The 13,090-nt window shown below is 66.7% G+C and carries 10 protein-coding genes and 1 tRNA gene; 6 read left to right on the plus strand and 5 right to left on the minus strand.

What is annotated here, in order from left to right:
* Nucleotides 1-24: 24 nt before the first annotated feature.
* Nucleotides 25-1,155 (minus strand): GTP cyclohydrolase II RibA, encoded by a 1,131-nt coding sequence (ribA, locus tag ABTV91_RS04545; protein ID WP_433853433.1) that lies wholly within the window; start codon nucleotides 1,153-1,155, stop codon nucleotides 25-27.
* A 93-nt stretch (nucleotides 1,156-1,248) separates the two neighbouring features.
* A complete protein-coding gene (locus ABTV91_RS04550; RefSeq protein ID WP_433853434.1) occupies nucleotides 1,249-2,169 on the minus strand; it encodes a lauroyl acyltransferase in 921 nt (306 codons plus the stop codon).
* 127 nt (nucleotides 2,170-2,296) lie between these two features.
* On the opposite strand from ABTV91_RS04550, the gene dtd reads away from it, so the two are divergent.
* The 4 genes from dtd (at nucleotide 2,297) to ABTV91_RS04570 (ending at nucleotide 7,304) form a co-directional block, all read left to right on the plus strand.
* A complete protein-coding gene (gene dtd, locus ABTV91_RS04555; protein WP_433853435.1) occupies nucleotides 2,297-2,737 on the plus strand; it encodes a D-aminoacyl-tRNA deacylase in 441 nt (146 codons plus the stop codon).
* 93 nt (nucleotides 2,738-2,830) lie between these two features.
* Nucleotides 2,831-4,684, plus strand: a complete 1,854-nt coding sequence (gene rpoD, locus ABTV91_RS04560) for an RNA polymerase sigma factor RpoD (protein WP_433853436.1) — start codon at nucleotides 2,831-2,833, stop codon at nucleotides 4,682-4,684.
* Between the two features lie 169 nt (nucleotides 4,685-4,853).
* Entirely contained in the window at nucleotides 4,854-7,160 is a 2,307-nt protein-coding gene (locus ABTV91_RS04565) for a GH92 family glycosyl hydrolase (protein WP_433854119.1), read from the plus strand.
* 68 nt (nucleotides 7,161-7,228) lie between these two features.
* Nucleotides 7,229-7,304: transfer RNA gene (locus ABTV91_RS04570), tRNA-Ile, on the plus strand.
* Between the two features lie 6 nt (nucleotides 7,305-7,310).
* Here ABTV91_RS04570 and ABTV91_RS04575 read toward each other — a convergent pair.
* On the minus strand, nucleotides 7,311-7,586 hold the full coding sequence (locus ABTV91_RS04575; protein WP_433853437.1) for a helix-turn-helix transcriptional regulator: 276 nt from the start codon (nucleotides 7,584-7,586) through the stop codon (nucleotides 7,311-7,313).
* Between the two features lie 563 nt (nucleotides 7,587-8,149).
* Here ABTV91_RS04575 and ABTV91_RS04580 point away from each other — a divergent pair.
* Nucleotides 8,150-11,026 (plus strand): M16 family metallopeptidase, encoded by a 2,877-nt coding sequence (locus ABTV91_RS04580; RefSeq protein WP_433853438.1) that lies wholly within the window; start codon nucleotides 8,150-8,152, stop codon nucleotides 11,024-11,026.
* Between the two features lie 432 nt (nucleotides 11,027-11,458).
* Nucleotides 11,459-11,647, plus strand: a complete 189-nt coding sequence (locus tag ABTV91_RS04585) for a DUF892 family protein (RefSeq protein WP_433853439.1) — start codon at nucleotides 11,459-11,461, stop codon at nucleotides 11,645-11,647.
* Between the two features lie 72 nt (nucleotides 11,648-11,719).
* Here ABTV91_RS04585 and ABTV91_RS04590 read toward each other — a convergent pair whose 3' ends face one another.
* Together ABTV91_RS04590 and ABTV91_RS04595 are read right to left on the minus strand one after the other, a co-directional pair.
* Nucleotides 11,720-12,010: a hypothetical protein gene (locus ABTV91_RS04590; protein ID WP_433853440.1), complete on the minus strand. Its 291-nt coding sequence runs from the start codon at nucleotides 12,008-12,010 to the stop codon at nucleotides 11,720-11,722.
* A 245-nt stretch (nucleotides 12,011-12,255) separates the two neighbouring features.
* A complete protein-coding gene (locus tag ABTV91_RS04595) occupies nucleotides 12,256-12,501 on the minus strand; it encodes a hypothetical protein (RefSeq protein ID WP_433853441.1) in 246 nt (81 codons plus the stop codon).
* Between the last annotated feature and the right edge of the window lie 589 nt (nucleotides 12,502-13,090).

The following is a 13,090-nucleotide window of genomic DNA, read 5'->3' on the forward strand; positions in this document are numbered from 1 at the left end:
CCGTCATCCGCCGGCCCGCCGCGCTCACTGCGCGGACATGATCAGCGCATCGACGTCCAGGTGGTGGCCGGCGCGCGCGGCCTTGGTGCGCAGGTATTGCTCGTTCTCGGCGGTGATCTCGCCGGTCACCGGGATGCTGCCCAGCACCTCGATGCCGGCATTGCGCAGGTGCTGCACCTTGGTCGGGTTGTTGGTCAGCAGCTGGATGCGTTCCACGCCCAGGCCGCGCAGCATGGCGATCGCGCTGCCGTAGCGGCGCTCGTCGGCGCCGAAGCCCAGCTGCGCGTCGGCGTCGATGGTGTCCAGTCCTTCGTGCTGGTAGCCGTAGGCGCGCATCTTGGCGGCGATGCCCGTGCCGCGCCCTTCCTGGTCCAGGTACAGCAGGATGCCGCCGCCCAGCTCCTTCAGCGCGCGCAGGCCGCGCCGCAGCTGGTCGCCGCAGTCGCACTTGAGCGAGCCGAACAGGTCGCCGGTCAGGCACGAGGAGTGCACGCGCACCGGCACCACGCCCTGCAGGTCGGGCGCGCCGACGATCACCGCGACCTGGTCGCGCTGCGCCACGCCACCGCGGAACACGGCGAATTCGGTCATGCCGACCTCGCGCAGCGGGACCGGCGACCGCGTCACCAGTTCGTAGTCCTGGCCGGCCTGCGCCGCGCCGCAGCGCAGGTCGTCCAGCGTGAGGTGCAGGCAGCCGTCGAACGGGGTGGCGCCGGCCGGCAGGGACGCCGATACCAGCGCCGGCAACAGCAGGCCGAGCCGGGCGACCTCCACCGCGGCGGCATCCAGGGCATCGCCTTCGCTGGGGATGCCGGCCGGCGCCGGCGTGTCGCGCAGATAGGCCAGCGCCGGCAGGTCGTCGAAACCGTGCCCTGCCAGGGCGATGCGGATGCCGTGGGCGCCGTCGATGCCCAGCGTGCGGGCGCGCGCTGGGGTCAGGAACAGGTAGTGCCGGTCGTCCGCGGCGCGGGCGAAGGTGGTAAAGCCCGCCGGAGAGGCGCTGTCCAGCGCCATCGTGGCCAGGCGGCGCACACCGTCGGCGACCACCACCGGCCGCCCCGCGCGCAGTTCGGCGGCGGCACGTTCGCAGCGGATCGCCGCGGTTTCGCCGAAGCTGGAGGAGGCGGATGCGGGGGAAGGGGGCATGGCGTTCATCGGCAACCTAATGGGGCCGGCGGTCGCGGATTCAAACGACCACCGGGGTGACGCAGTGTTGCGGGAGGGCGTGCGCGGTCTGCGGGCAGGCGTTCAGTGCGGGTGGCGTTCCGTCGCGTAGGGGTCGCTCTCGCCGCTGCCGGGCGGGCGCAGCGTATAGCGCTTGTAGGTCCACTGGTACTGCGCCGGGTCGCGCCGCGCGATGCGCTCGATGCCGGCGCTCAGCGCGCCGGCGGCGACCAGCGGATCGGGATCGGCGATCCGCGCCGATGCCGGTTCCACGTGCAGGGCGAATTCGATGTCCGGGCCGATCCGCTCGCACCAGGCGTGAAGCACGGTGGCGCCGGTGCGTTCGGCCAGGCGGTTGACCAGGGTCATGGTCAGCGCCTGCACGCCGAAGAACGGCACGAACACGCCATCACCGTTCTTCGGCTGCTGGTCGGGCAGGATGCCGACCGCGCCGCCGTCCTTGAGCACCTTGAACAACTGGCGCACCGCCGGGCCTTCGGCGCGTACCTGGCGCACGTTGTCGCCGCCGCGCACCAGCTGCAGGAATTCGTCGCCGACAGGATTTTCCGGCGGCGCGTAGACGATGGCGATCGGTCCGCGCGAGGCCAGCCACTGGTTCAGCAGTTCCCAGTTGCCGTAATGCGGGGCGACCACGATCACGCCGCGGCCGGCGGCCAGCGCCGCGTCGTACAGGTCCTGTCCGTGGCGTTCGTGCAGGTGGCGGGCAAGGTTGGTGGCCGGATCGTGGGTCCACAGGTACAGCGTTTCCAGCGCCTGGCGGGCGGTGGTGCGCAGCACGTCGCGGTGCAGGCAGGCGCGCTGGGCGGCGGACAGTTCCGGGAAGGCCAGCTCGAGATTGCGGCGCGTCACCCGGCTCTCGCGGGCGTCCAGGCGCTGCCAGAGGCGGGCCAGGCCGTCGGCCAGGGTCCGCTGCCAGGACCAGGGCAGCCGGGTCAGCGCGGTGGCTAGGCGGTGGTACAGCTTGGCGGCACGTTCCGGTTTCATCCGCGCAAGTTTAGTACGCCGTGGCGGCCGGCTTGCCGGTGCCGCCGCGGCGCATCCGTCGCCGGCGGTCGGCGGGATGCGGCGCCGACGGTATATGGTGCGGCCTTCCATCCCCGCAGGAGTGCCCATGCTTTCCCTCATCCAGCGCGTCGCCCAGGCCTCGGTCACCGTGGAGGGCGAGGTGGTCGGGCAGATCGGCCCGGGGTTGCTGGCGCTGGTCGGAGTGGAGCCGGGGGATGACGAGGCGGGCTTGGCGCGCATGGCCGATCGCCTGCTGGGTTATCGCGTTTTCGCCGACGATGCCGGCAAAATGAACCGTTCACTGCGCGATACCGGGGGCGGCCTGCTGCTGGTCAGCCAGTTCACCCTGGCCGCCGATACCCGCTCGGGCATGCGCCCGAGCTTCACCAGCGCGGCGCCGCCGGCCGAGGCTGAACGGCTTTTCAACCGGCTGGTGGCGATCTGCCGCGAAAAACATGCCGGAGGGGTGGAAACCGGCCGGTTCGGGGCCCATATGGTCGTCAGCCTGGTCAACGATGGACCGGTGACCTTCCTGCTCAGACCCTGACGCGCCGTGAAACCACCGCCCGGCAAGCGTTATGCTGCGCTGGTATAATAGTAGGTTCTCTATCTTTCCCCACGCCGGTGGCGCGAGCACTACATGGCCAACGAACGTCCTGCCCAGCAGTCCGATATCAAACAACTGATCAGCAAGGGCCTGGAACAGGGCTACCTGACCTACGCCGAAGTCAACGACCACCTGCCCGACGACATGGTCGATCCGGAGCAGATCGAGGACATCATCGGCCTGATCACCGGCATGGGCATCGACGTCCATGAGGTGGCGCCCGATGCCGACACGCTGATCCTGAGCGACGGCAACACCGGCAACCGCGAGGTGGATGATACCGCCGCCGAGGAAGCCGCGGCCGCGCTGACCGCGCTCGACACCGAAGGTGGCCGCACCACCGACCCGGTGCGCATGTACATGCGCGAGATGGGCACGGTCGAGCTGCTGACCCGCGAAGGCGAAATCGCCATCGCCAAGCGCATCGAGGAAGGCCTGGGCCAGGTGCAGGCCGCGCTCGGCACCTTCCCGCCGGCCGTCGAATCCGTGCTGGCCGATTACGAGCTGCACAAGGAAGGCAAGAAGCGCCTGGCCGAGATCATCGTCGGCTTCAACGACCTGGTCGAGGAAGTGCCGGCGCCGGCCACCGCCGAGAGCGACGATGCTTCGGACGACAGCGATGCCGAGGCCGACGAGGACGAGGACGATGTCGGCGGCGACGAGGATACCGGCCCGACCGGTCCGGACCCGGTAGAAGTCGCCAACCGCATGGAACAACTGGCCAGCGACATGGCCAAGTTCAAGAAGGCGCACGCCAAGGGCGACGCCAAGGCGCAGGCCAAGCTGCGCGAGGAGCTGTCGGCGACCTTCGTGACCCTGAAGCTGCCGCTGCCGCTGACCGATGTGCTGGTCCGCATGCTGCGCGACACCATGGGCCAGATCAAGGCCCAGGAGCGTCGCGTGCTGCACCTGGCCACGGTCACCGCGCGCATGCCGCGCAAGGACTTCATCCGCTCCTGGGAAGGCAACCAGACCAACCTGGAATGGGTCGAGGACGCGATCAAGCGCAAGCAGAAGTGGTCGTCGGCGCTGCGCGACGTCCGCGACCAGATCGTCGCCGAACAGCAGGCCACGCTCGACGTGGAGAAGGCCTCGCACCTGAGCCTGGACGAGCTGAAGGAAATCAGCCGCGTCATGGCCTACGGCGAAGCCAAGGCGCGCAAGGCCAAGAAGGAAATGGTCGAGGCCAACCTGCGCCTGGTGATCTCCATCGCCAAGAAGTACACCAACCGCGGCCTGCAGTTCCTGGACCTGATCCAGGAAGGGAACATCGGCCTGATGAAGGCGGTGGACAAGTTCGAATACCGCCGCGGCTACAAGTTCTCGACCTACGCCACCTGGTGGATCCGCCAGGCGATCACCCGCTCGATCGCCGACCAGGCGCGCACCATCCGCATCCCGGTGCACATGATCGAGACGATCAACAAGCTCAACCGCATTTCCCGCCAGATGCTCCAGCAGTACGGCCGCGAGGCCACGCCGGAGGAGCTGGCCAAGGAAATGGACATGCCGGAAGACAAGATCCGCAAGGTGATGAAGATCGCCAAGGAGCCGATCTCGATGGAAACCCCGATCGGCGACGACGAGGATTCGCATCTGGGCGACTTCATCGAGGACACCAACGTGGAGTCCCCGATCGACAACACCACCAACATCAACCTGTCCGAAACCGTGCGCGACGTGCTGGCCGGCCTCACCCCGAGGGAAGCCAAGGTGCTGCGCATGCGCTTCGGCATCGACATGAACACCGACCACACCCTGGAAGAGGTCGGCAAGCAGTTCGACGTCACCCGCGAGCGCATCCGCCAGATCGAGGCCAAGGCGCTGCGCAAACTGCGCCACCCGAGCCGCTCCGAGCAGCTGCGCAGCTTCCTTGACATCGACTGACCGTTCCGCAGCGCCATCGCGGCACGGAAGAAAAGGCCCCGCAGCGCGGGGCCTTTTCGTTTTTGCGGCGCCGCGCCGCCCCCGGTTGCGAGGCGGGTGGTATTTTCGACGCCTGCGTTGGATCGGTCCAAAGGGGCGGGCGATGGCGGTCGGACAGGCGAAGTGGGCGATGGTGCTGGTGCTGCTGGCGGGCACGGCGATGGCGGGCGAGAGCGTCGGCGAGCGCGCGGTGGCGGCGGTGGATCCGTTCATCGGTACCGGCGGCGAAGGCCATACCTATCCGGGCGCTACGGTGCCGCACGGCATGATCCAGCTCAGCCCCGACACCCAGATCAGGTCGCGCAAGGAAGGCTACGGCTGGGCGGCCGGCTACCGCCACGATGACACCACCATCGTCGGTTTCTCGCACACGCACTTCTCCGGCACCGGCCATTCCGACCTCGGCGACGTGCTGCTGATGCCGATCGCCGGCGAGGTGAAATACGAACGCGGCGATGTCGGCAAGCCTGGCAGCGGCTACACCTCGCGCTTCGACCACCGCAGCGAGCGCGCCGAGCCGGGCTATTACGCGGTGACGCTGGACGACTACGGCGTGCGCGCCGAACTGACCGCCAGCGCGCGCGTCGGCATGCACCGCTATGCCTTCCCCGCGGACCGGCCGGCGCACGTGCTGCTCGACCTGCGCACCAGCATGTACGACTACCCGGGCAAGATCCTGTGGTCACGCCTGCGGCTGCGCCCCGACGGTACGGTGACCGGCTACCGCCAGACCCGCGGCTGGGCGCCCGGCCGCCAGCTGTACTTCGCCATGCGTTTTTCGCGCCCGGTCCGCGGGCATGCCTTCCACGACACCGAGACCGACGTGGTCTACCGCGGCTTCCCGCCGCCGGCGGAAAAGAACCCGGGCGCGCGTGCGCAGATCGAGGGCCGGCAGGTCGTCGGCAGTTTCGATTTCGGCCCGGGAGACGCCGCGCCGCTGGTGGTGAAGGTGTCGATCTCGCCGGTCAGCGAGGACAACGCCATCGCCAACCTCGACGCCGAGGCGCCCGCCTGGGACTTCGACGGCATGCGTGCCGCCGCACGCGCGCAATGGGCGCAGGCCCTGGCGGCGGTGGACGTGGACGCGCCGCCGGCGCAGCGCACCGGTTTCTACACCGCGCTGTACCACAGCATGCTCGGCCCGACGCTGTTCATGGACAGCGATGGCCGCTACCGCGGCCCGGACAACGCCGTGCATCAGGCAAAGGGCTGGACCCACTACTCGACGTTCTCGCTGTGGGACACCTACCGCGCGCTGCACCCGCTGATGACCCTGCTGCAGCCGCCGCAGCGCAGCAGCGACATGGTCAATTCGCTGCTGGCCGCGCGCCGCGAAAGCCCCTACGGCATCCTGCCGGTGTGGTCGTTCCACGGCTTGGAGACGTGGTGCATGATCGGCTACCACGGCGTGCCGGTGATCGCCGACGCCTACATGAAGGGCATCCGCGGCTTCGATGCCGACGAAGCGCTGCAGGCGATGGTCGCCAGCGCCAACTACGGCCCCTATGACGGCATCGCCCGGTACCGCGAACTCGGCTGGGTGCCGATCGACGAGGAGGGCGAGGCGGCGAGCAAGACGCTGGAATACGCCTACGACGACTGGAGCATCGCGCGCATGGCCGAGGCGATGGGGCGCGAGGACATCGCCACGGAATTCGCCGGGCGCGCCGGCAACTGGAAGCACGCCTTCGATCCGTCCACCGGCTTCATGCGCGCCCGCCGGCGCGACGGCAGCTTCCGCGAACCGTTCGATCCCGCCGCCAGCGGCTACGGCAGCGACTACACCGAAGGCAATGCCTGGCAGTACTCGTGGTACGTGCCGCAGGACGTGGCCGGCCTGGCGGCCGCGCACGGCGGCGCCGAGCGGCTGCTCGACCGGCTCGACGCGGTGTTCGACGCGAAGGTCGATCCGAAGGTGTTCGAGCACATGGAAGACATCACCGGCCTGATCGGCTGGTACGCGCATGGCAACGAACCCAGCCACCACGTCGCCTATCTCTACGCCTACGCCGGCCAGCCCTGGCGCACCCAGGCGCGGCTCAAGCGGATCATGGACACCCAGTACGCGCCGCGCCCGGACGGACTGGCCGGCAACGACGACCTGGGCCAGATGTCGGCGTGGTACGTGTTCACCGCGCTGGGCTTCTACCCGGTCACGCCGGGCAGCAACGAGTACATCATCGGCCGCCCGTTCCTGCCGCGCGCCACCTTGAACCTGCCCAATGGCAAGCGCTTCACCATCGTCGCCGACGGCCTGGACGACGCCCATCCCTACGTCGCCAGCGCCACCCTCGACGGCAAGCCGCTGGACCGCGCCTTCCTGCGCCACGAGGAGATCATGGCCGGCGGCGAACTGCGCTTCACCATGCAGGCCGAGCCCAACCGCGAATGGGGTACGCGTGCCGACGCAAGGCCGTACTCGCAGTCGACGCACTGACGCACAGGCGAGGGCGCGCGGGCGGTGGTCGCCCGCGCCGGCCTCCACTACACTTGCGCACCGGCAGCGGGCCTATAGCTCAACGGTTAGAGCAGAGGACTCATAATCCTTTGGTTCCAGGTTCGAATCCTGGTGGGCCCACCAACTGAATCAACGGCTTGGCTCCGTTTTCGCTCCTTCTTCGCTGACCTCAGAGCTGCCCGGTGCCCGTTTGGTGCCCGTTTCGTTTTCTCGAAATGCGCAGACCTCAGCAGCAATCCACGCCTGCACCTCGCTCATCAGCCAGAGCGATCTCTTGCCGACCTCAATCTGCCCGGAAAAGGTTTTCTCCCCGATGCGGATGTAGATGTAGGCCCGGCTGACACCGGTCAGCTCGCACACACGATCAATCGACCGTAGCTCTTCCAGTTTCTCAGCCGCAGCCACGGCATACTCCTTTCGGCGCCATCGGCGGCGCGCATTGAGCGGCCAAGGCGTCGTATCGATCAGCCTCGGCCAGATAGAATCTCACCCGCTCCTCCCGAATGGAGGGCGGGAAGTTGTAGGTGACGCGCGCTGCATCGGCGGCGACGCGGTTGATTTCGGCCAGGCGCCCCGCGCGGGGCCGAAGATGTCCAGCTGCTAAGCCGGCGACCTGGCGCAAGTACATAGCCAGCACCATCACTAGGTGCAGCCCAGCATCTGTGCGTGCGGATCCAGATGGCCACCACAGGGCAACTCCGGGCTAGTCGTATGGCTGCTGTTGGGGGCTCGGAGTTGATCACCGGCTTGCTGCGGAGTCGAGATCCAGATCTGGTAGACCTGAGGGGAACTTTCGTTGGATGCCGAAGATCAGAGATTGACGCGCGGTAAGGGCTGCTCCGCGTACGGTTGGGTGGTGAACCTCCGCGTCCCAAAATCAAATACTCCCCGCTATAGCCCGCGTGGCACTAGCATCGACTGCAAAGTGGCTTGCCTGCTTTGAAGAAGAAGATTGAAGGAGAAGTGAGATGTCTGGAGCGGTTCGCCGACCATGGCTGTCGGTTGTCCTGATCGGGTTGTGCCTTGCAACAAGTGTCGAGGCGGGATCTCCCACGCCAACGCCCACTGCGGTGCCGGCAAACGATCCGATAGATATCGCTTTCGAGACATTCACCCTCCCCAATGGCTTGCGCGTCATCGTGCATACCGACCGCAAGGCGCCGATCGTGGCTGTCAGCGTGTGGTACCACGTCGGTTCCGGCGATGAGCCGGCCGGACGCACAGGTTTCGCGCATCTGTTTGAGCATCTGATGTTCAGGGGAACGGAACATTCCCCCGGCGACTACTACGGGCCGCTCCAGCGCGTGGGCGCTACCGATGTGAATGCGACGGTGACGCCGGAGCGCACTAACTACTTCCAAGTTGTCCCGAGCACGGCGCTGGATGTGGTGTTGTGGATGGAATCGGACCGCATGGGCCACTTGCTGGGCGCCATCGATCAGGACGCCTTGGACACGGAGCGCGCCATTGTGGAGAACGAGAAGCGCCAGCGCAGGGGTGTACCCTATGGCGCCACTTGGGAATTGCTCTCTCGTGCCAGCTATCCCGAGGGGCATCCGTTTCACCACTCCACCCTTGGGTCGTCGAACGATCTGCGCGCCGCGACTTTGGGTGACGTCCACGACTGGTTCCGGGCGTGGTATGGGCCAAACAACGCCGTGCTCGTCCTGTCTGGCGACATCGACGCCGACACCGCGCGCGAGAAGGTGCTCAAGTACTTCGGTCATATTCCGCCAGGACCGGCAGTCACGAAACATGAGATCGATATCGCCAGGCGTGAAACCACAAGCCGGGAGAGGGTCACCGACCAGGTGCCGCAAGTGCGCATTCACCGCACCTGGAATGTGGCGCAACGCGGAACCCGTGACTTCGACCAGCTGCGCATGCTGGCGCACATCCTTGGGGGCGGCAGCGCATCACGCTTGGGGCGACGCCTGGTGCACTCGGACCGACTCGTCGATGACATCAGCGCTGAGGCGGGCGGGCAACTGGGTTCACGCTTCATGATCGTAGCGAACGTACGTGAAGGCGTGGATCCCGCCTCGGTGGAAGCCGCGATCGACGAGGAACTTGAGCGTCTGCTCGCACGCGGCCCGAGTGCTGCTGAAGTGGAACGGGCGCGGGTCGCGATGCGCGCCGAGTTCGTGAGGAGCATCGAGCGTAATGGAGGCATCGACGGCAAGGCGGAAGTGCTTGCGGCCTGCGAAGTACTTGAGGGCGATGCTGGCTGCTTCAGGCGCTCCATGGAGGTGTTGGCATCCGCCAGGCCAGAGGCGCTAGGCAACGCCGCACGCCGTTGGCTGCGGAAAGGTGATCACGTGCTGACTGTGGTGCCGGGCGCGCGGGCCGAGATTGAGGAGGCGCCTGCCGCAGTACCACCCCCCATGCATCTGGGGGAGCCAGATCCGCGTTACTCTCATGGAGCACCAGCCATCGACCGGGAGCAGGGGCCGCCCGTGTCTGAGATGCTTCCTCAATTGAAGTTTCCGGCGCTTGAGCGTACGCAGCTGTCGAACGGGACACAGGTGATTCTCGCGCGTCGTGATGATGTCCCCCTGGTGCAGATGTCCTACCGGTTTCCGCTGGGGCATGGCAAAGATGCGTCGCCTTCTGGTGTTTCGGGCGTGGCGTTCAATCTGCTCAACGAAGGTGCGGGTGAGCACGATGCGCTCTCGTTCGCGGCGCGCGCGGAGGCGCTGGGTGCCCAGCTGGATTCGAATGTTGACGTCGATGCTGGATCGGTCAATCTGTCGGCGCTGAGCGAAACGCTTGATGCATCCGTCGCGCTGTACGCGGATATGGTCCGACGACCTCGCTTCGACGCCGCTGCGCTCGAACGCGCGCGCGCGAACTCGGTGGGTGCCATCCGTCAAGAAGAGGCCAATCCGCAGATCCTGGCGCAGCGTCTCCTGCCCACGTTGCTCTATGGCGCTGACCATCCCTATGCTGAAGCGTTCAATGGACGCGGCACCATCGCGTCAATCGAACGACTCGGCCGGAACGACATCCTGGAATTTCATCGCACTTGGGTTCGCCCCGAACGTGCCACGCTGGTAGTCGTCGGCGACACGACGCTCGAGGCCGTTGTTGCCGTGCTCGAACGCCATTTCGGTGACTGGCGCGGACCGGGTGAAGCGACTTCAGCTTTAAAGCCGGACGATATCCCTCGGCCAGAATGCCCGCGGGTTTTCCTTGTTGATGTCCCGGGAGCCATGCAGGCGAACATCGTCGTGGGGCAGCTGATTCCTCCCAGTACCGATTCCAGAACCATCGCTTTCGAGGTTGCCAATTCCATCCTGGGTGGTTCGCCAGCCGCGCGGCTCAACATGAATCTGCGCGAGGCCAAGGGCTGGTCATATGGTGTGATCTCGAATCAAAGCAGTGCTGCGGTTCCACGGCCGTGGCGCGTCGTCGCACCCGTGCAGCCGGACCGCGTGGCTGACGCGATAGTCGAAATCCAGCGCGAGATCGCTGACTACGTACGGGGCGGTGCGCCTGCCTCGGAAGAGGAGCTGGCACGGTTTACGGGCAGCCAGATCCGCAGGCTCCCCGGAAGCCATGAGACGAGAGACGCCGTCGTGTCGGAGATTGCGGACATGGTCCGATTCTCCCGCCCTGACGATTGGGTTGCTCGGAAAAGCAAGGCCATCGCACAACTTGACCTCGAACAGGTACAAGCTGCGGCGAGCATTCTGGATCCCGCGCAGCTGACCTGGATCGTGGTGGGCGATCTATCGAAGATCGAGGCACCGGTGCGCGCACTGTCATTGGGAGAGGTGACCGTGATCGATGCGCAGGGCAATCCGGTCATGCCATCACAGGCGCGTTCGGATTTTGGTCGCTGAAGATGTTGCTTGATTGGCTGCCGGGCCCGATCCAGAGGCTCAACGCGCCAACGTTTTTCGCTGTTGCCCCTCAGTTTTATAAGCTGACGCCGCTTCGCTGCGCGGGTCAACTAAGGCGTTCTGCGCACATGGAATTCTCTCCAATCTCTGTTGGGTTTCCTTTGCGTGGCGAGTGACCTGCTTTCAGTTTCACAAGGATGAGCTGGAAAGATGGGAGGTCGGCGACTTCGACCGGAAGAACAGCATTGGATACAGCTTGGGCCGCGTGAAGCTTCACGATTGTTACGGGCGGCTGCAGCCCGTCATTGCGCCATTTGCTGGAACTTTGTATGTGCTGTGGGCGGATGGCCGGGAAGACAAACCGTGAGGCGGTATAGAACCGCGTCTGCTCAACCCGTATGGATGGCGGGAAATTGGCGATGCACGGTGCTCTTGTTTCATGACTTCGCTCCGGTGCTCGTTCAATGCCCTTTTGCCATCGCCTGGCAGCTGGGTCACGACGAAATGCTGAAACTGCTGCTGCAGACGCTCGAGGAGGAGCGGGGCATCGACCAGAAGCTGACCCGCTTGGCCGAAGGCGGCGGGAACCCGCGTGCCGCTGCCGCCGAAGGGAAGAAGTGAATCCGGCCGCGGCACCAGCGCGCTGAGCGGGGCCTGCGCCGTCCTGCCTGGAAGCGCGGCACGGCCGCGGCCTCAGTCCGCCGGCGGCCGTTCCGGTTCGTTCTGCTCGCGCGCCAGCGTGGTGAGCATGCGCATGTGCTGCTTGGCCCAGCGCGCGCCCCATCGCATGCCGGCGCTGGCCGAGCGGACGGCGATGATCGGCAACGGGCGCGAGGGCTCGTGCAGGTACACCTCGACGATCCATCCCTGGTTCCGCCGGCAGATCTCCAGCACCCGCACGCCGCCCAGGCACAGCCGTTTCCGCTCGGGTTCCTCGACCCAGTGGAAAGGCGGAGGCAGGCGGCTGGGGACGGCTTTTGGCATGGAAGGTTCCTCGTAGGGCTGCCGGGTCGAATCCCGGCGTTCCGGCCAGGCGCGGTTGACTGCGGCGTCTGCGGATGGACAGGGCGGATGCCGCTGGCCAGAAGGCGCCGGGGCCGCATGGAAAGGCGGCGTGCTTGCCGGCGTTCCACGGCTGGGTCGGCAGCGCTCCGTGGGTCCGCTGTCGAGCACGCGGTCCCGGGATGCCGTTGCGTGGATCGCGGACGGCGTCGCGGAGTGCGCGGGTGTCAGCTGACGACCAGCACCCAGGACGCGTTCGAATCGCTGAACCGGTACCGCAGGCCTTCGTGGTCGATCTGGCGCGCGAGATTGCCGTGTTCGTCCACCAGCACATACACGTCGACGAGCACGCCGGGCCGGGCATTGACCGCATGGCTGACCAGCGTTTCCAGCGGAACCTGTTCGGTGGCCAGCACGGTGACGGCGCGCCGCTCCAGTCCGGGTCCCTGCAGGAACATGTTCACTTCTTTCAAGACCGCTCTCCTTGTCGATGGTCCTACGGTTGTGGCGAAGACGCCGCTCCCTTCCGCCCGCGCCGGCACGGCCGCCGCGCCATGCCGGTCCACCTGTCCACGGGCGTGCCGTCTCAAAGGCGCACTGCGGGAAACCCGACATCCCTTCGTGGGAGTGCGGGTGCCGCATGAGTCCTGTCTCGACGCGCACCGGTCCCGCACGGGAGTCCCCTGACGTACCCATGGAGGTCGGTGGCGGTTCCCGGTTGCCGTTGCCGGCGGCGGGCTTCTGGCCTGGCGCTTGCTTGTGCAGCAGCGGGCAGGTCGCAGGGATGCTTCGTCCTGCGTCGAGGTATACACGCGATGAAGTTAAGAGAAAGGGATGAACCCCGGACCGCCGGCACGGGCGCACGCAGGGTCGTACCGCGGTGTTGCAGCGCGGGATGCACGGGAGTGCGGACCGGCTCAGGGTAGCGGGGCCGGTGCGGTGGGTAGAATCGTGGCGTTCCGCCGGCCACGCCTGCCGTTTCGATGGCCGGGGTGCGACGGAAGCCGTTGGTGGTGCGTGTCGCCGGGGCGTTGCCGCCGCCGGCAATCAGGGGATCGGGAA

Source organism: Stenotrophomonas nitritireducens, assembly GCF_050984405.1.
Lineage (GTDB): Bacteria > Pseudomonadota > Gammaproteobacteria > Xanthomonadales > Xanthomonadaceae > Stenotrophomonas > Stenotrophomonas nitritireducens_B.

What these genes read in the sequence shown, in the direction of transcription:
- ribA (WP_433853433.1), bottom strand. Translation starts at nt 1,155, where the DNA reads ATGAACGCCATGCCCCCTTCCCCCGCATCCGCCTCCTCCAGCTTCGGC.
- ABTV91_RS04550 (WP_433853434.1), bottom strand. Translation starts at nt 2,169, where the DNA reads ATGAAACCGGAACGTGCCGCCAAGCTGTACCACCGCCTAGCCACCGCG.
- dtd (WP_433853435.1), top strand. Translation starts at nt 2,297, where the DNA reads ATGCTTTCCCTCATCCAGCGCGTCGCCCAGGCCTCGGTCACCGTGGAG.
- rpoD (WP_433853436.1), top strand. Translation starts at nt 2,831, where the DNA reads ATGGCCAACGAACGTCCTGCCCAGCAGTCCGATATCAAACAACTGATC.
- ABTV91_RS04565 (WP_433854119.1), top strand. Translation starts at nt 4,854, where the DNA reads ATGGTGCTGGTGCTGCTGGCGGGCACGGCGATGGCGGGCGAGAGCGTC.
- ABTV91_RS04580 (WP_433853438.1), top strand. Translation starts at nt 8,150, where the DNA reads ATGTCTGGAGCGGTTCGCCGACCATGGCTGTCGGTTGTCCTGATCGGG.
- ABTV91_RS04590 (WP_433853440.1), bottom strand. Translation starts at nt 12,010, where the DNA reads ATGCCAAAAGCCGTCCCCAGCCGCCTGCCTCCGCCTTTCCACTGGGTC.